Source organism: Pelomonas dachongensis (genome assembly GCF_043555865.1).
GTDB classification, from domain to species: domain Bacteria; phylum Pseudomonadota; class Gammaproteobacteria; order Burkholderiales; family Burkholderiaceae_C; genus Pelomonas; species Pelomonas dachongensis.
In genome coordinates, this window is the sequence record NZ_JBIGHY010000006.1 from 336,597 (window position 1) to 352,611 (window position 16,015).

17 protein-coding genes and 1 riboswitch are annotated in these 16,015 nt (G+C 66.9%); of the genes, 12 read left to right on the forward strand and 5 right to left on the reverse strand.

Annotation, left to right across the window (positions count from 1 at the left end; genetic code table 11):
• The first annotated feature begins 82 nt into the window (after positions 1–82).
• The gene (locus tag ACG02S_RS18045) at positions 83–1,090 is read left to right on the forward strand and encodes an RluA family pseudouridine synthase (protein ID WP_394471865.1); all 1,008 of its coding nucleotides are present in this window, start codon (positions 83–85) and stop codon (positions 1,088–1,090) included.
• Between the two features lies 1 nt (position 1,091).
• Here ACG02S_RS18045 and ACG02S_RS18050 read toward each other — a convergent pair whose 3' ends face one another.
• Positions 1,092–1,667: a TMEM165/GDT1 family protein gene (locus ACG02S_RS18050; RefSeq protein ID WP_394471866.1), complete on the reverse strand. Its 576-nt coding sequence runs from the start codon at positions 1,665–1,667 to the stop codon at positions 1,092–1,094.
• Between the two features lie 10 nt (positions 1,668–1,677).
• A riboswitch (yybP-ykoY riboswitch) is annotated at positions 1,678–1,848 on the reverse strand.
• 123 nt (positions 1,849–1,971) lie between these two features.
• Here ACG02S_RS18050 and ACG02S_RS18055 point away from each other — a divergent pair.
• From ACG02S_RS18055 to ACG02S_RS18075, 5 genes are all read left to right on the forward strand, one after another.
• Entirely contained in the window at positions 1,972–2,271 is a 300-nt protein-coding gene (locus ACG02S_RS18055; RefSeq protein WP_394471867.1) for a type II toxin-antitoxin system TacA family antitoxin, read from the forward strand.
• A complete protein-coding gene (locus tag ACG02S_RS18060) occupies positions 2,268–2,768 on the forward strand; it encodes a GNAT family N-acetyltransferase (RefSeq protein ID WP_394471868.1) in 501 nt (166 codons plus the stop codon). Before ACG02S_RS18055 ends, ACG02S_RS18060 begins: the two co-directional genes overlap by 4 nt.
• A 249-nt stretch (positions 2,769–3,017) precedes the next feature.
• Positions 3,018–3,683 carry an HAD family hydrolase gene (locus tag ACG02S_RS18065; RefSeq protein ID WP_394471869.1) on the forward strand — a complete coding sequence of 222 codons (666 nt, stop codon included), beginning with the start codon at positions 3,018–3,020 and terminating at the stop codon, positions 3,681–3,683.
• Entirely contained in the window at positions 3,676–4,062 is a 387-nt protein-coding gene (locus tag ACG02S_RS18070; protein ID WP_394471870.1) for a Rieske (2Fe-2S) protein, read from the forward strand. Before ACG02S_RS18065 ends, ACG02S_RS18070 begins: the two co-directional genes overlap by 8 nt.
• Before the next feature lies 1 nt (position 4,063).
• Positions 4,064–5,056, forward strand: a complete 993-nt coding sequence (locus ACG02S_RS18075; RefSeq protein WP_394471871.1) for a S49 family peptidase — start codon at positions 4,064–4,066, stop codon at positions 5,054–5,056.
• 8 nt (positions 5,057–5,064) lie between these two features.
• Here ACG02S_RS18075 and ACG02S_RS18080 read toward each other — a convergent pair whose 3' ends face one another.
• Complete coding sequence (locus tag ACG02S_RS18080) at positions 5,065–5,961, reverse strand: choice-of-anchor A family protein (protein WP_394471872.1); 897 nt, start codon at positions 5,959–5,961, stop codon at positions 5,065–5,067.
• Between the two features lie 92 nt (positions 5,962–6,053).
• On the opposite strand from ACG02S_RS18080, the gene ACG02S_RS18085 reads away from it, so the two are divergent.
• Genes ACG02S_RS18085 through ACG02S_RS18095 form a run of 3 tightly spaced genes read left to right on the forward strand, consistent with a single transcriptional unit; the run spans position 6,054 to position 9,322 of the window.
• Positions 6,054–6,758, forward strand: coding sequence for a response regulator (locus tag ACG02S_RS18085; protein ID WP_394471873.1), 705 nt, complete (start codon positions 6,054–6,056; stop codon positions 6,756–6,758).
• A 6-nt stretch (positions 6,759–6,764) separates the two neighbouring features.
• Positions 6,765–8,177, forward strand: coding sequence for an RAD55 family ATPase (locus ACG02S_RS18090; protein WP_394471874.1), 1,413 nt, complete (start codon positions 6,765–6,767; stop codon positions 8,175–8,177).
• Between the two features lie 41 nt (positions 8,178–8,218).
• On the forward strand, positions 8,219–9,322 hold the full coding sequence (locus tag ACG02S_RS18095; RefSeq protein ID WP_394471875.1) for a GAF domain-containing sensor histidine kinase: 1,104 nt from the start codon (positions 8,219–8,221) through the stop codon (positions 9,320–9,322).
• Positions 9,323–9,444: 122 nt separating this feature from the next.
• On the opposite strand, the gene ACG02S_RS18100 is transcribed toward ACG02S_RS18095, so the two are convergent.
• Positions 9,445–9,726 (reverse strand): hypothetical protein, encoded by a 282-nt coding sequence (locus ACG02S_RS18100; RefSeq protein ID WP_394471876.1) that lies wholly within the window; start codon positions 9,724–9,726, stop codon positions 9,445–9,447.
• Between the two features lie 122 nt (positions 9,727–9,848).
• Between ACG02S_RS18100 and ACG02S_RS18105 the strand changes: the two genes are divergently transcribed.
• The 3 genes from ACG02S_RS18105 to ACG02S_RS18115 all read left to right on the forward strand — a co-directional run bounded on the left by ACG02S_RS18105 (position 9,849) and on the right by ACG02S_RS18115 (position 14,019).
• Positions 9,849–11,462 (forward strand): gamma-glutamyltransferase family protein, encoded by a 1,614-nt coding sequence (locus tag ACG02S_RS18105; protein ID WP_394471877.1) that lies wholly within the window; start codon positions 9,849–9,851, stop codon positions 11,460–11,462.
• A 704-nt stretch (positions 11,463–12,166) separates the two neighbouring features.
• The gene (locus tag ACG02S_RS18110; protein ID WP_394471878.1) at positions 12,167–13,438 is read left to right on the forward strand and encodes an MFS transporter; all 1,272 of its coding nucleotides are present in this window, start codon (positions 12,167–12,169) and stop codon (positions 13,436–13,438) included.
• On the forward strand, positions 13,435–14,019 hold the full coding sequence (locus ACG02S_RS18115; protein WP_394471879.1) for a GNAT family N-acetyltransferase: 585 nt from the start codon (positions 13,435–13,437) through the stop codon (positions 14,017–14,019). The genes ACG02S_RS18110 and ACG02S_RS18115 overlap by 4 nt, the downstream gene beginning before the upstream one ends.
• 86 nt (positions 14,020–14,105) lie before the next feature.
• Here the strand turns inward: ACG02S_RS18115 and ACG02S_RS18120 are convergent, their stop codons facing one another.
• Positions 14,106–15,029 carry a glycerophosphodiester phosphodiesterase gene (locus tag ACG02S_RS18120; RefSeq protein WP_394471880.1) on the reverse strand — a complete coding sequence of 308 codons (924 nt, stop codon included), beginning with the start codon at positions 15,027–15,029 and terminating at the stop codon, positions 14,106–14,108.
• Between the two features lie 26 nt (positions 15,030–15,055).
• Complete coding sequence (locus tag ACG02S_RS18125; RefSeq protein ID WP_394471881.1) at positions 15,056–16,009, reverse strand: NAD-dependent epimerase/dehydratase family protein; 954 nt, start codon at positions 16,007–16,009, stop codon at positions 15,056–15,058.
• Positions 16,010–16,015: the final 6 nt, after the last annotated feature.

Below are 16,015 nucleotides of genomic sequence, written 5' to 3' on the forward strand. Positions count from 1 at the left end.
TTGTGGCCCGCAGGACTGGCCCGCGAGCGCCCCGTTGTCGCCGCTAAAATCAGAAAAATCAAACACTTACGGCAGCAACGTGGTGAAAAGGATTATAGGGGCACGCACTGCGGCCCCTGCCACGGGGGCGAGTACCGCGGTGAGTACGGACAAACCCGCAGTGCGGCCGTCGGTTCGCCATGTGGTCGTGGACGACGGATCGGCCGGCCAGCGGCTGGACAACTTCCTGCTGCGCGAGCTCAAGGGCGTGCCCAAGACCCACGTCTACCGCGTCATCCGCGCCGGTGAGGTGCGGGTCAACAAGGGCAGGGCGCAGGCCGACACGCGGCTGGAGATCGGCGACGAGGTGCGCATCCCGCCGGTGCGTGTCCCCGAAAAGGCCGAGGCGCCTGCCGCCCCGGCCCGGGAGTTCCCCATCGTGTTCGAGGACGAGCACCTGCTGGTCATCGACAAGCCGGCCGGCGTGGCGGTGCACGGCGGCTCGGGCGTCAGCTACGGCGTCATCGAGGCGCTGCGCCGGTCTCGGCCGACGGCCAGGTTCCTGGAACTGGTGCACCGGCTGGACAAGGAAACGTCGGGCCTCTTGATGATCGCCAAGAAGCGCAGCGCGCTGGTGGCGCTGCAGGACCAACTGCGCGAGCGCGAGACAGGCAAGACCTACGCCGCCCTGGTCTGGGGCGATTGGCCGGCCAAGCTCAAGGTCATCGACGTGCCGCTCGTCAAGTTCGTCGGCAGCGACGGCGAGCGCTGGGTGCGGCCGGGCAAGGCCGACGAGGCCGAAGCCAAGCGGTCCATCAGCCTCGTCAAGGTCGTTCAGCGCACGGCGCAGTTCAGCCTGCTCGACGTCACCATCAAGACCGGCCGCACACACCAGATCCGCGTGCACCTGCAGCAGGCGGGCCACGCCATCGTGGGCGACCCCAAATACGGCGACTTCGATCGCAACCGCGAGTTGGCCCGCGGCCCCGCGAAGTTCGATCGCATGTTCCTGCACGCGCGTCGGTTGGCTTTCCAGCATCCGGCCACTGGTGAGACAGTGACGTGCGAGGCGCCGCTGCCGGCGCCGTGCCGCGACCTGCTGGCCGACTGACTCAGAACATGCGACCGACGTTCAGCAGCGTCAGCACGCCCAGCACGGCGAAGATGATGGCCGCGATGGCATGGACCAGCGGCATGGACACCTTGGCGGCGATCTTGTCGCCAAGGAACACGGCGGGCGCATTGGCCAGCATCATGCCCACCGTCGTGCCCAGAACGACCTGCACCACCTCGGGGTAGCGCGCAGCCAGCGCGACGGTCGCGATCTGCGTCTTGTCGCCCATCTCGGCCAGGAAGAAGGCCACGACGGTCGTGCCGAAGACGCCGAAGCGCTGGCGCTTCGCGGCGCCCTCGTCGTCGTCCAGCTTGTCCGGGATCAGCATCCAGACTGCCATCGCCAGGAAGGACAGGCCCACCACCCAGCGCAGCACGTCCGGACCCAGCGCCTGGGCCACCCACCCGCCCAGCAGGCCGGCGGCGGCGTGGTTCAGAACGGTGGCGACGAAGATGCCCAGGATGATGGGCACAGGCTTGCGGAAGGTGGCGGCCAGCACGATGGCCAGCAATTGCGTCTTGTCGCCCATTTCACCGAGCGCGACGACGCCGGTGGACACCAGGAAAGCTTCCAAGAGATTCTCCAAAGGGCCGACACCAAACCAAAGACCACGCCGCCACCCGGCCCTTACCGGAGGCGATGTGGTCAAAGGTCTTGCCAGGCTCTGGAGCTGCTGGCGCCATGGTCCATCGGACCAAGTGTGTTGACGCGAGCTCCTGCGTGCGCAGGACGGCTACTCCCCAATGACGAGCCGGTATTGTAGCGATGTGGCCAACGGCGCCGGCCCATGCTTGCCAGCGAGCCCGATGTGCGGTTTTGGGCCTGGGTCAGGTTCTGTACGGCTATAAGCCGTACAATTGCGACAGGAGATCATCACCATGCCTTCCGCCACCACCGCCAGCGCCCGCCTGGAAGCCCGCATCAGCACCGACCTGCACGGTCTGCTCAAGCGTGCGGCCGAGTTGCAAGGCCGCACCATGACCGACTTCGTCGTGGCCGCTGTGCAGGATGCCGCCCAGCGTGCCATCGAGCAGGCGCAGGTGCTGCGCCTGTCCCGCGCCGATCAGGAGTGCTTTGCCCAGGCGCTGCTCGAGCCGCCCGCCGCTGCGCCCGCCTTGAAGCGCGCGCTCGCCCGTCGCCGTACGTTGCTGCGAGACGTGTCCGGTGAGGCGCAATGACGCCTGCGCCCTTCGAAGTCGCCCTGCTGAATGCCTCGCATGGCCGCAGCCGCTTTGATTGCGGTACCCCCGCCCTGAACCGGTACCTGGCCGAGCAGGCCAGCCAAGATATGCGCCGCCGCGTCGCTTCCTGCTTCTTGGCTCACAGCGACGATGGACGCATCGCCGGCTACTACACGTTGGCTGCTGCCAGCGTGCCGCTCGCCGAGCCGCCGGCCGCCGTCACCAAGAAGCTGCCCCGCTACCGCGCCCTGCCGACCGTGCGCATGGGGCGCCTGGCCGTGGATCTGGGCTTCAAGCGCCAAGGCCTGGGTGGGGCGCTGTTGGCGGACGCCTTGACCCGCTGCAAGCGCTCCGAGATCGCTGCCTATGCCTTGCTCGTGGACGCCAAGGACGAGCAGGCCAGCGCCTTCTACCAACACCACGGCTTCATCCTGCTGTCCGACGCCGCCCTGACGCTGTTTCTGCCGCTGGCCAGCGTGCCGGCTCAGACCTGAGCGCGCAGCCGCTCTACATCCCTACAGCCCTGTAGCCAAGGGAAGAAGCCGGACGGCGCCGGCGGGCGCTCCGCTGTTTGCTCGCTAGCTCGCCACGCAGTGATCTACCAGAGCATGACCCCGTTTCCCCCCGGTGACCGGCTGATTTGAAGCCTCCCGGGAGCTGCGCGGCAACGCGGGGCGGTCAGTGCAGCGCCTCTGAGCTGGAGCATGTCTGGCAGGGTCAAGGGTTGGACTGACAATCCGGACATGACCGCCCGCCCCCAACGCTTTGACCTGATTGCCTTCGACTGGGACGGCACCTTGTTCGACTCCACCGCGCTGATCGCCCGCTGCATTCAGCGCGCTGCTGTCGACCTGGGCTTGCCCGAGCCCGAGTTCGAGCGTGCCAAGTACGTCATCGGCCTGGGCCTGCGCGATGCACTGGAGCATGCCGTGCCAGGCCTGGCCGAGGACCGCTACCCGGAGCTGGGCCTGCGTTACCGCCACCACTACCTGGCCTCGGAGCACGAGCTGTCGCTGTTCGAAGGCAGCCTGGCGATGCTCGAAGCACTGAAGGCGCGTCACCACTGGCTGGCCGTGGCCACCGGCAAGAACCGGGTGGGCCTGGACCGGGTGCTCGCGTCCAGCGAACTGGGCCATTTGTTCGACGGCACGCGCACGGCCGACGAGACGCGTTCCAAGCCACATCCGCAGATGCTGCTGGAGCTGATGCGCGAGTTTGGCGTAGAGCCCGAGCGCACGCTGATGATCGGCGACACCACGCATGACCTGCAGCTGGCGGTCAATGCGGGCACGCCGTGCGTGGCCGTCAGCTTCGGCGCGCATGACCACGCGACCTTCGCGGAGTTCAACCCGCTGTTCGTGGCGCACTCGACGCGCGAACTGCACGACTGGTTGATTGCCCATGCTTGATGACGACGCCAGCCCGCCGCAGCGGCTGTGCGCTTCTGCGGAGCTGCAGGAGCGCGGCAAGGCGGTCAGCTTCGACGTCATCCAATGGCGCGAGCCGGTGCGCGCGTTCGCGCTGCGCTTCGACGGCCAGGCTGTGGCCTACCTGAACCGCTGCGCCCACGTGCCGACCGAAATGGACTGGCAGGAGGGCGAGTTCCTCGACGGCGACAGGCGCTACATCATGTGCAGCATCCACGGCGCCGTCTACGAGCCGCTCAGTGGCCTGTGCGTGATGGGCCCCTGCACCCGCGGCCGCCTGACCAAGATTGCCGTGACCGAGCGTGATGGCGAGGTCTACTGGCACCCGACACGAGACACCAAGCCTGCTTTCCAGGACTGATATGAGCACCACCTCCAACGACGATCTGCCACCTCCCATGCAAGAGCCTGTCGGCGTGCCACCCATGGTCTCGTCTCAGGCCGAGCCGGTACTCGCCGCGCTCGCGCGCGACTTCCTGCGCGAGCGCCGGGCCGAGCGACGCTGGCGCCTGGTGTTCCGGCTGTTCTGGCTGCTGCTGGCGGGCTTGCTGGTTTACAACCTGTGGCTGCAGGGACGGCATGTGACGCCGACGGCCACGCCGCACACGGCGCTGGTGGAGGTGCGCGGCGAGATTGCCGTCGACTCCGAGGCCAGCGCCGAGCTGCTGCTGGCTGCGTTGCGGGATGCCTTCAAGGACGAGGCGGCCCAGGCGGTCGTCATGCGCATCAACTCGCCCGGCGGCAGCCCGGTGCAGGCCGGCATCGTCTACGACGAGGTCAGGCGGCTGAAGAAGCTGTACGACAAACCCGTCTACGCCGTCGTCGAGGAGATGTGCGCATCGGGCGCGTACTACATCGCCGCGTCGGCCGACGAGATCTTCGTCGACAAGGCCTCGGTGGTGGGCTCCATCGGGGTGCTGATGGACGGCTTCGGCTTCACCGGCCTGATGGACAAGGTCGGCATCGAGCGCCGCCTGCTGACCGCCGGCGAGAACAAGGGCATGCTGGACCCGTTCAGCCCCCTGCAGCCCAAGCAGCGCGCCTACGCGCAGGCCATGCTGGACCAGATCCACCAGCAGTTCATCGCGGTCGTGCGCGAGGGCCGCGGCAAGCGGTTGAAAGAAACGCCCGAGACCTTCTCGGGTCTGTTCTGGAACGGCGAGCAGGCCGTGCAACAAGGCCTGGCCGACCGCTTCGGCAATCTGGACTACGTGGCCCGTGAGGTCGTCAAGGCCGAAGAGGTTGTCGACTACACGCCCAAGGACAACGTCGCCGAGCGGCTGGCCAAGCGCTTCGGCGCGGCCGTCGGTGCCGGCGCCGTGAAGGCCATGCGCGAGGTGGCGCCCATCCGCTGACGCGCGGATCAGCGCCGGCGGCGCTGCCTTGCGGCGCCCACGGCGAGCAGGCCCAGCCCCACCAGCGCCAGCGAGGCCGGCTCGGGCAGGCGCTGCACGCGTAGCGCCGGCATGGGCGCGTCGTTGACCTGCACGCTGCTGTTCCAGTCCTTCACGACCACCTGGCCGTTGATCTGGCCCCAGCCCTGGCCGACGCTGGCGTTCGTGGCCAGCAGCGACGCGTTGATGCCGCCGTTCAGGATGATGCTGGTCGCGTCGGGCAGGTTGAACAACACCTGGCCCTTGTTGAACCCGGTGTAGCCGTGGTTGCCGAAGTCGACGGTCTTGCCGTGGATGTTGATCAGCACTTGCGCGCCGTCCAACAGGTTGTCGATCTGCAGGTTCTTGCGCGCATCAACGGCAAGGATGTCGAACACGGCCAGCATCTGGCCAGCCGCGTTGAAGTGCAGGGTGCCCCACTGGTCAACGGCGCTGCCCGTGTTGACCATCGCGTCCAGCGAGGACGACAGCGACGTGAGGCGCTGGTTCTCGCTGGCGAAGGCGAAGCCGACGCCCGGCGTGGTGCTGCCGATCACGTTGCCGCTGTTGTTGGGCGTGTAGCTGCCGCCGACGCTGGCGCCACCCCAGACCGTGCCGTTGGTGAAGGCGAGGGCGCCGCCGACCGTCAACCCCGTGCCGTCGTACAGCGCGCTGGAGCCGGTCTTGGTGTTGATGGAGTAGCCGTTGATCGTCGCGTTGCCGCCGACGGCGACGCGGCCTTCCACGTCGCTGCTGGCCACGGTCATGTTGCCGAAGGCGAGCAGGTTGAGGCTGGGGTCCAGGCCCAGGCTGATCGGTGCTGCCTGGACGGCGCTGGCGGCAAGAAGGGCGCTGGCGAGGGAGAGAAGGCGGGGGAAGAACTGCATGCCCGGCAGTCTAGGAAGCCAGCCGCTGTAGCGTCACGCCGTGACGCGGGGGGTGGTGATGCGCTTCGCGAAGCAGTTCACGATTCGTCGGCATGCTGTTGCAGAACGCCGCAGCTGAGACCGATGGCGGGTGCCTGAACAGCGCTCGCAGGCCTTGCCGTGCGCGGGTGGAGTCCGCCTGTCGGGGCCTCGGCAACAAGATCAATGGGGTTGCTTCAGGTCTGCAGCGCGCCGGGGGGCGTACCATCGGCTCGCCACTTGGACCATTCGATGCTCAAGTGGAGGCACTTCAGCCGACACAAGGCGTTCAGCCTTCAACGCTGCGGAAGGACTTTGAAAGGCCCACCGCTTCACCCATGGCTGAACCTAGATTCACAGCACCCAACCCTGACAGCGCCGACCCGACGACCGTACCCGCCGCCAGCTTGCTGGTGTTGGTCGTCGAGCGGGATCCGCACATTCGGGCGCTTGAAGCTCACTTCCTGACGGAAGCCGGTTTCGAGGTCGCATTCGCGACCGATGGTCACGAGGCCCTCAAGCGCGTGCGAGAACGCAGTCCGGACATCGTCATCACCGAGGTGCTGGTGCCAAAGCTCGATGGCCTGTCGCTGTGTCGGCAGCTGAAATCGGATCCGCTCACGAAGCACATCGCCGTGCTGATATTCAGCATCCTCGCGGCGAGCAGTCGGGCGGCCGAAGCTGGCGCGGATGCCTTCCTGATGAAACCCTTGGCCGAACAGCGGTTGCTCAGCACCGTGAACTCGCTCATCGAAAAAAGACGCAAGTCGAAAGGTTAGAGCACCATGGGTCATCTCAACGAGCCCGTCGAGCCGTCGCCCGAGCGGCCGGCATTGCCTCGGCTGACTACCGGCAATTGGGAGCTCGACCTGATCCTGGACGGCGGGTTCCCCGCCAACTCGATCAACATCCTGATGGGCGAGCCAGGCAGTGGCAAGACCATCCTGGCGGAGCGACTGATGTTCGCCAACGCCGAGGACGATGGTCGGCCCATCCTGTTTTTCACGACCCTGTCCGAACCCGCTGACAAGGTGGTGCGCTACCTGCAGCAGTTCAGCTTCTTTGACGAGTCCAAGCTGGGGACCGTCATTCACTACAGCTCCATAGGCCACGAGCTGTCGGAGCAGGGCGTGGGCGTGCTGGTGGCGCTGCTGACTGAAGCGATCACCACCCACCGCCCCAAGATCATCGTCATCGACTCGTTCAAGGCAATCCACGACCTGTCCACGTCGATCCCGGAGATGCGCAAGATGCTCTACGAGGTCGCGGGCCTGCTGACAGCCTACGAAACCACGGCCTTCTTTGTCGGCGAGTACAGCGCCGACCAGGTCTCCACTTATCCCGAGTTCGCCGTTGCCGACAGCATGGTCGAACTGGCTCGCGACAAGTTGGGCACGCGGGATGAGCGGTTTCTGCGCGTGCTCAAGCTGCGCGGCAGTTCCTACCTGGAGGGCCTGCACGCCTTTCGCATCACCGGCGGCGGGCTGGAAGTGTTCCCGCGGCTGGTCAGCCCGACGACCCCGCCCGTCTACGACTTTCTCAGGGAGCGTGTGACCACCGGCGTCAGCGGGCTGGACGACGTTCTGGATGGCGGCCTGTACCGTGGCCGCTCGACGTTCCTGCTCGGGCAGACGGGCGCCGGCAAGACAACGCTGGCGATGCAGTTCGTCATGCAAGGCGTGCGGCTGGGTGAGCCGAGCATGTACGTCTCCTTCGAAGAAAACCCCACGCAGCTCGACGCACAACTGAATTCGCTGGGCCTTGACGCACGGCAGGCGCGCGATGGCGGGCTGCACTTCCTCTACGTTTCGCCGGTGGAACTGCAGATCGACAGCATCGTCTCCTCGATCTATCGCACCGTGAAGGGCAAGGGCATCAAACGCATCGTCGTGGATGCCGTGGGTGATCTGCTGATGAGCACGACCGACACCAAGCGACTGCACAGCTACCTGTACGCGCTCGCACAGCATTTCGCCGTCATGGGTGTTTCCAGCGTCTTCACCTATGAGACCTTCGGCCAGGAGCTCTTTTCCGAAACCCGCACGAGCGCCCTGGCCGACAACATCATCCTTCTGAGCATCACGCTGGAAGGGCGTCGGGCCCATCGCACGCTGCGCGTCATCAAGGCCCGCGGCATTGCGCACGATCTGAACGCGCACGAGCTCAGCATCACGTCCGCCGGCATCGAAGTCGTGTGATGGGATCGGCTCGGTTTCACGTCAACAAGAGGGCGCAGCAGTTGCGCAAGCTCACGGAGATCAGCCGCGCGCTCACCTACGCCGTCTCGTTGGAGGAAGTGCTGGACCTGACGGTCGACCGCGCCGCCGAGTTGCTCGATGCACCTCGGGTGGTGCTCATGCTGACCAACGACGAGGGTCTGCTGGCCGTGCGTGCGTCGTTCGGCCTTGATGTTGATGCGCACAGCGACTTCCAGGAGCCGTTGCAGGACGCCCTGATCACGCGCCTGAAGCTGCTGCTGGGCACCACGGAGCAGGAGCCGTTCCTGGGAGTGCCGCTCGTGGTCGCCGGCGAGGTGACAGGCCTGTTGGCCGTTGCCATGCGGCCGTCCAGTTCGCTGCCGGAGGACGACGAATGGCTGCTCTCGGCACTGGCTGACCAGGCCGCGGTTGCGCTGGAGAAGACTCGTCTGGACCAGACCGCCGAATTTCGCGAGCGCCTGATCGGCATCGTCAGTCACGATCTGCGCAACCCCGTCTCGGTGATCAAGATGACGGCGACGCTGCTCAGACGCTGGGAGCGACTCGACCCGCGGACCGTCGACGATCTGATTGCACGCGTCCACAGGTCTGCGGACCAGGTCACCGCCATGATCCACGAACTGCTTGACTTCACGCAGGCCAGGCTCGGTGGCTCCATCCCGCTGGCCCGAAAGCCCGGCGACCTCCATGCCGTGGTGCGGCAGGTGGTCGAGGAGTTTGGAATAGCGCATCCGGGTCGCACGTTCGAGCTGCAGTACGAAGGCGACGCGCAGGGGTCCTGGGATGCCGGTCGACTGACCCAGGTCGTGGGCAACCTTTTGTCCAACGCCGTCAGCTACAGCCCGGCCGGCTCGGTCGTGAAGGTCAGCTCGCGCGTCGACAGTGGCATGGTGGCGCTCGTGATCCAGAACGACGGGCCGCCCATTCGCCCCGACCTCCTTCCCAACCTGTTCGAACCGATGCAGCGCGCCAGCTCGGAGCTGGACAACGCCAGTCGCAGCGTCGGTCTCGGGCTGTACATCGTCAAGCACGTTGTGCAAGCGCATGGCGGTACCGTCGCCGTGCGGTCGGAACACGGGCTGGGCACCGAGCTGACGGTGACGCTTCCGCTGAAGGCCGACTGAGCAGTTCTCAGGCGCCAACGGCGGGTGACTGATCCCCGCCCCTCCGTTCGCGAAAGCCGGCGAGCAAGAAAAGAAGGCCGCAGCCGGTGAGGGCTGCGGCCTTGCGCGGAGCGCTGTTGCGCTTACTGCGTCTTGGCCTCGGTCTTGACGGCGGCCTTGGCCTCGGCGTGGTTCTTCTTGTGCTTGTGGGCATGCTTGGCGGCGCTGGCGGCTTCAGCCGGTGCGGCGGCAACCGCAGGCGTCGCAACGGGTGCGGGCTTGGCGGCCGGCGCTGCGGCGGTGGCCATGGCGGCTTCGGTGACAGGAGCCGCAGTGGCTGCAGTGGCAGCAGGGGTCTGGGCCATCGCGGCGCCCGAGGCGAGCGTGATGAGGGCGGTGGCGATGGTGGTCTTCAGCGTGTTCATCTTCGGTGCTCCAGGGTGTTTGGGGTTGCTCGGGGCTTCGCGAAAGCTTGTGTCGACAACGCCCTCTTTTCTCGCAGCGTTGACGGGGTTGCAAAGCCTTACACCGCGCAGAATCAACCCTCATGAGCACCTCACACCGCTTCGATTGGACCGCCGGTTACCCGAGCCGGCGCAGCCCGCTGTTCGCGCGCAACATCGTCTCGACCTCGCACCCGCTCGCGGCCCAGGCGGGTCTGCAGATGCTGTGGCAGGGCGGCAATGCAGTGGACGCGGCGATTGCCGCCGCAGCGTGCATGACGCTCGTGGAGCCCTGCAGCAACGGCCTCGGCTCCGACGCCTTCTGCATCCTGTGGGACGGCCGGCAACTGCACGGACTCAATGCCTCGGGGCCGGCGCCGGCAGCATGGACACCGGGCTTCTTCCAGGGTCAGGTCATGCCCAAGCGCGGCTGGGGTTCTGTCACCGTGCCCGGTGCGGTGGGGGCCTGGGCGGCGTTGAGCCAGCGCTTCGGCAAGCTGCCGTTCGCGGACCTGCTGCAGCCCGCCATCGAGATTGCCGAGCGCGGCTACGCCGTGCCGCCCATCGTGCAGGGCAAATGGGCGATGGCCGCAGCCTTGAGTGAGCTCACGTCCCAGCCCGGCTTTGCGCAGGCCTTTCTGCCCAAGGGCCGCGTGCCCGAGGTTGGCGAGCTGTTCCGCTTTGAAGAAGCGGCGCGAAGCCTGAAGCTGATTGCAGCATCGAAGGGCGAGACCTTCTACCGGGGTGAGATCGCGCAGGCGTTGGCGCGCTTCGCTCGTGAGACGGGCGGCGCGTTGACCGAGTCGGACTTGGCTGCGTACCAACCGGAATGGGTCACGCCGCTGGCCAAGGATTTCGCCGGCCACACGCTGCATGAGATCCCGCCCAACGGCCAGGGCATCGCGGCGCAGATGGCACTCGGCTTGCTGGAGCAGTGCGGCGTGACGGCTCATGCGGTCGACAGCCCCGAGGCTCAGCACTTGATGATCGAGGCGATGAAGCTGGCCTTTGCCGATGTCTACCGCTACGTGGCTGAGCCGGGCGCGATGACGGTCAGTGCTGCGCAACTGCTCGCTTCGAGCTACCTCGCCGAGCGCGCCCAGCTGATCGACCCCGCCCGCGCCCAGGTGTTCGGCGCCGGCAATCCCGCCAAGGGCGGCACCATCTACCTGACCGCTGCGGACGAGTCGGGCATGATGGTCAGCTTCATCCAGAGCAACTACATGGGCTTCGGCTCCGGCCTTGTGCTGCCGGGCTATGGCATCAGCCTGCAGAACCGCGGCCACTGCTTCACGCTGGAGCCCGGTCACCCCAACCAGGTCGCGCCGGCCAAGCGCCCCTTCCACACCATCATTCCCGCCTTCCTGACCAAGGACGGCGCGCCAGTCATGAGCTTTGGTGTCATGGGCGGCAACATGCAGCCGCAGGGCCATATGCAGACGCTGGTGCGCATGCTCTGCTACGGCCAGAACCCACAGGCCGCCTGCGACGCGCCGCGCTGGCGCTTCAACGAGGGGCTGTCCATCAACGTCGAGCCGCACATGCCGACTGCCACCATCGAGGCGCTGCGTGCACGCGGCCATGAGATCGGCGACATCCACGACAGCTACCAGGATTTCGGTGCCGGCCAGTTCATCTGGCGGCTGGGCGACCCGGGCGTGGAGGGCTACGTGGCCGCCAGCGATCCGCGCCGCGACGGTGCTGCCGTCGGCAGGTGAGGCCGCGCGGGCGCCGCGCCGCAATACACGTGCGCGGCAGCGACTTGTGCCGGCCGGTTTGCCGGCGCGCGCAGCGGCGCGCACGATGCGGGCATGTGCACTCCCGCTTCCCTTGCCGCGTCCTGCGGCGACATCGCTGCCACGGCTCTGCGGGCCGCGGCGGCGTTCCACGACTTAAGCTGGGCAGCAAATAAGGTTCAAATGGCTAAATTAGCTATAGGTGCCATATTTGCTGACCAGCAAATATTCAAGCCAACAATCATGCCAGCACCGTGGTGGAGGGGCGACCTCTCCCCAGGGGCAGATGCCATGATCGATGACTAGGCGCTCCGTCCTGAGATCGCCAGCTCTCCCACCAACCACGCCTTCGCGATTTGTGATGGCCTTTCTGTTCGCGCTGGGCTGGACTTTTCCAGCCGATTCATCCGAGGGATGGATGTCGTGGCCCAGCTCAACCACCTCGTCGAGCAGGCTGCGTTCCGCTCGGTGCGCGCCGGGGTGGAGGGGGGCCGGTCAAGCCGGTGGCCAAGGAGGCGGGCATGCCCTGACCGGCCTGAACGCGCACAGGCCAGCGACCCTGGCGCGGCTGCGCGCCTAGAATCTGTGCCATGACCAAGCTGCTCGACCTCGACTGACGCCGCCAACGCGTCACAGCCCCGCGGGCGTTGCCCGCACGTCGAATCCTGGCAGTTTCCCTTCGCGTCATGTCCTTCAAGTTCCTCACCCTCGCGCCCGGCGACCTGCTGCGCGACGCTGTCTACCGGCGGCTCTGGACTTCCATCCTCGTGTCCTCGCTGGGCGGACAGATCACGCTGCTGGCGCTGCCGCTGACAGCGGCCGTGCTGCTGAATGCCAGCCCCACGCAGATGGGCATCCTTCAGGCGCTGGAGGTGCTGCCGTTCGCGCTGTTCTCGCTGCCCACGGGCGTGCTGCTGGACCGCGTGCGCAAGTTGCCCGTGTACATCGCCGGCGAGGTCGTGCTGGCGGTGGCCGTCGCCTCGGTGCCGCTGGCGGCGGTGCTGGGTGTCTTGAGCATGGGCTGGCTGTATCTGGTGGGCTTCATCATCGGCGCCGTGCACACAACAGCGGGCAGCGCCGGCCAGATCGTGCTGACGCAGGTCGTACCGCGTGAGCGGCTGGTGGAGGCGCATGCGAAGAACGCGCTAGCGTCGTCGGGCGCCGAGGTGGCCGGGCCGGGCGTCGCGGGCCTGCTGATCAAGCTGGTGGGCGCGCCGCTGGCGCTGGCGGTGGACGCGGTGATGCTGGCGCTGTCAACGCTGATCCTGCGCGGCATCCGCGTGCAGGAGACGCTGCCGCCGCGCCAGGCGCAGGACTTCTGGCGCGAGCTGAAGGCAGGCCTGCGCTTCGTGCGCGAGCGCGAGTTGCTCGTCAGCATGGCCATCGTCGTGGCGGCCTGGAACCTGTTCCACAACGGGGCGCTGGTCGTGCAAATCCTGTTCGCGACCCGCGAGCTGAAGCTGGCGCCGCAGACGGTGGGCTGGTCGTATGCGGCCATCGGCCTGGGCACCGTGCTCGCCAGCGTGTGGGGCCACCGCATCAGCAAGCGGCTGGGCCCCGGGCCCTGCCTGGTGGTGGGCTTTGCAACCTGTGGCCTCGGCTGGCTGCTGCTGGCGCTGGCGCCCTCGGGACCGCTGGGCGTCGTGGGCTTTGGCGCGATGCTGTTCATCTGGGGCGTGGGCGCGGTGTTGATGTTCATCAACTTCCTGTCGCTGCGCCAAGCCGTCACGCCGGCGCCGATGCTGGGCCGCATGACCAGCACCGTGCGCTGGCTGATCTTGCTGCCGGCCGCACCGGGTGCATTGCTGGGCGGCTGGATGGGCGAACACCTGGGCCTGCGCGCCACGCTGGCGTTCTCGGGCATCGGCTGCCTGCTGGTGGCCGTGTGGGCATGGAACCATGCGACGCTGCGCGCCGTGCGCGAACTGCCCAAACCTGTGGAGGTGCTGCCGGCATGAATACGAATACGGATCCCCTGCTGATCGAGGTCCGGGAGCGCCTGGAGGGTGAGCGCACCGTGCTGCAGGCGCCCCGCGCCGGCCTCGGTGCGGAGATGGCCGTGGTCATTGCGCAGTCGCTGTCGCACCTGCGGCCCTGGATGCCGTGGGCGCAGGAGGCGCCGACGGCCGAAAGCTCGGAGCTGGTGGTGCGCCGCATGCACGCCGACTTCATCGCTCGCCGCGACTTGTGCTTTCAGATCTACGCACGCCGCCCGGACGGCAGCGCCGGCCGGCTGCTCGGCGGCACCGGCCTGCACCGCATCGACTGGTCGGTGCGCAAGTTCGAGATCGGCTACTGGATACGCCCCGACGCGGCCGGGCAGGGGCATGTCAGCGAGGCCGTTCGGTTGCTGACGTCACTCGCCTTCGACCGACTGGGCGCCCGCCGCGTGGAGATCCGCTGCGACGCGAAAAATCTCAAGAGCCGCGGCGTGGCAGAGCGCTGTGGATTTGAGCTGGAAGGCGTGCTGCGGCGTGACGCGCTGGGTGTAGACGGCACGCCGCGCGACACGGCCCTGTACGCGCGAATCATGGCCTGAGGCGGCCCACGGGATCGGCGATTGCGCGGCGGATGCTGCAGGCGGTCAGCCGCTGCGCTGCGTCGGACAGCGCTTGATGGTGAGCTTCACGGCGTGGCCAAGTGGATCCCGTGTGCGCGGGCAGCACGCTTGAAGTCTCGAGGGTTATCCACCATCACGCCCGCGATACGTCCGCTGGACTGCAGGCGCAGCAGCCGCCTGAGCAGGTCGGCTGCTTCGTGGTTCTTTCGTTCGGTGAAGACCCAGCACATCAGCCTGGCTTGTGGCAGGTGCTCGCTCACCAGATCGAGCGTGGCTTCGCAGAGCATCTCCTCCGGCACCACGATGATGTCGGGCCCGATGGCCTGCAACTCGGGTGCGCGCAGCGTGGCTGCTGTCAGCGGCGTGTAGCTGCCGGCGCTGCCGGGATGCCAGGGGAACAGACTGGCAGATGGTTGATCCGGTGTCAGAAAGATCGCACCGACGGGCGACTGCGGCAGGCGTTCTCTAACCACCGACAGTGCGGGATGATTGAAGGTGGACAACAGCACCTGGGAAGGCTGCAGCACCTGTGCCTGAAGCGCAGCGTCCACGATCTGCACCACTGCGAGCACCGTCTCGTAGCCCTTGATCTCGATGTCGAGTAGCTTGCCAGGCAGCGAGCCCACCAAGCGAATTGCCTCCTGCAGTGCGGGCAATGCGGACCCATCGCGCAGACGCAGCTGAAGCATTTCGGCCGTGCGCAGTTGGTCAATGCGCCGGTTGCCCAGCAACTGTTGGCTGCTCTGATCGAGATGCTCGGACAGGCAATACACGACGCCCGCTTCGGCGGTGACGTACTTCGCCTCATGAACGAGAAAAACCTCCCCGTCGGCGTCCACGCAGGCATCCGTCTCGAATCCGTCGGCCCCGTCCAAGGCTTCTTGAAAAGCGCCAGCGCTGTTCTCATGGTGCGGGCCACCATGCAGGATGGCGCCGCGGTGGCCCAGCACCTGCAGGCCTGAGTTGTCGATCGAGAGGGTGGAGGGCATGGGGCGCATGTGTGTGAGGACCGGGGTCAGATGCGGAAGCTGGCTCTGAGTCCCTCGTGCAGCGGGGTGAATTGCAGCTCCGGGAAGCTTGCCTGCAGGCGTTGCGAGTCGACGGCGAAGAAGTTCTCGGAGAGTGCGGCATGCTGCCAGTAGTCAAAGGGAGTCCAGCCCAACAGGCGACGCACCCATGACGGGATCTGGATCGAACGTGTGGCGGCAGGGCAGTCGTGCAGCGCGCCGACAGCCTGCACGATGGCTTCCATGCCATGGATGACACCGTCCGATACGCAATAGACCTCAGGCCTCGTGTCGGCCACGCGGTTCGCGAAGACCGTGGCTATCACGCGGGCAGCGTCCGGTGCAAACAACAGGCTCAGCGTGCCCGGGAGATGTATGTGTCGCAGCACACGCCCCCGTGCTGCTCGCTGGCACCAGGCAAGAAAGGACGTCGGCGCGAAACCCGGGCCATACAGGAAAGGCAGCCGCAACACCGTGGCGGACAGACCCGAGCAAAGCACCAGCCGCTCGGCCAGCAGCTTGGAGCGACCGTAGTCCGTGTGGGGAGATGGCTCGCTCAGTTCGTCGGTGGGCACGAAAGGGTCGCTGGCCTGATCCACCGCCGAAACACTGCTCACATAGATGAAATGCCTGATGCAGGAGGCCTGCGACGCCTTGATGGCCGCGGCAACGGCGTCGACGTTGACGGCCATCAGCCGCGACAGCGACTGACGGTGGTCGCGGTCGGCGCCTAGCCAGATCACCAGGTCGTGGCGGCGCAATTCGTCCAGCCAGGTCTGTGGCTGAGCCAAGTCACCGCTGACGTAGCGGACTCCGCTTGGCGCGCCCGGAGGTGGGCGTCGGGTCAGCACGGTCCATTCGGTCGGCCCCTGCAACAGCGCCATCAGCCCGGGTAGGAGGTTGCGGCCAAGGAAGCCGGTTCCCCCCGTGACGAAGATGCGAGTGGGTTGCGGCCAAGACAAGATGCC

What these genes read in the sequence shown, in the direction of transcription:
- ACG02S_RS18110 (WP_394471878.1), top strand. Translation starts at nt 12,167, where the DNA reads ATGTCCTTCAAGTTCCTCACCCTCGCGCCCGGCGACCTGCTGCGCGAC.
- ACG02S_RS18105 (WP_394471877.1), top strand. Translation starts at nt 9,849, where the DNA reads ATGAGCACCTCACACCGCTTCGATTGGACCGCCGGTTACCCGAGCCGG.
- ACG02S_RS18120 (WP_394471880.1), bottom strand. Translation starts at nt 15,029, where the DNA reads ATGCCCTCCACCCTCTCGATCGACAACTCAGGCCTGCAGGTGCTGGGC.
- ACG02S_RS18085 (WP_394471873.1), top strand. Translation starts at nt 6,054, where the DNA reads ATGCTGTTGCAGAACGCCGCAGCTGAGACCGATGGCGGGTGCCTGAAC.
- ACG02S_RS18115 (WP_394471879.1), top strand. Translation starts at nt 13,435, where the DNA reads ATGAATACGAATACGGATCCCCTGCTGATCGAGGTCCGGGAGCGCCTG.
- ACG02S_RS18060 (WP_394471868.1), top strand. Translation starts at nt 2,268, where the DNA reads ATGACGCCTGCGCCCTTCGAAGTCGCCCTGCTGAATGCCTCGCATGGC.
- ACG02S_RS18090 (WP_394471874.1), top strand. Translation starts at nt 6,765, where the DNA reads ATGGGTCATCTCAACGAGCCCGTCGAGCCGTCGCCCGAGCGGCCGGCA.
- ACG02S_RS18080 (WP_394471872.1), bottom strand. Translation starts at nt 5,961, where the DNA reads ATGCAGTTCTTCCCCCGCCTTCTCTCCCTCGCCAGCGCCCTTCTTGCC.
- ACG02S_RS18055 (WP_394471867.1), top strand. Translation starts at nt 1,972, where the DNA reads ATGCCTTCCGCCACCACCGCCAGCGCCCGCCTGGAAGCCCGCATCAGC.
- ACG02S_RS18075 (WP_394471871.1), top strand. Translation starts at nt 4,064, where the DNA reads ATGAGCACCACCTCCAACGACGATCTGCCACCTCCCATGCAAGAGCCT.
- ACG02S_RS18100 (WP_394471876.1), bottom strand. Translation starts at nt 9,726, where the DNA reads ATGAACACGCTGAAGACCACCATCGCCACCGCCCTCATCACGCTCGCC.
- ACG02S_RS18070 (WP_394471870.1), top strand. Translation starts at nt 3,676, where the DNA reads ATGCTTGATGACGACGCCAGCCCGCCGCAGCGGCTGTGCGCTTCTGCG.
- ACG02S_RS18065 (WP_394471869.1), top strand. Translation starts at nt 3,018, where the DNA reads ATGACCGCCCGCCCCCAACGCTTTGACCTGATTGCCTTCGACTGGGAC.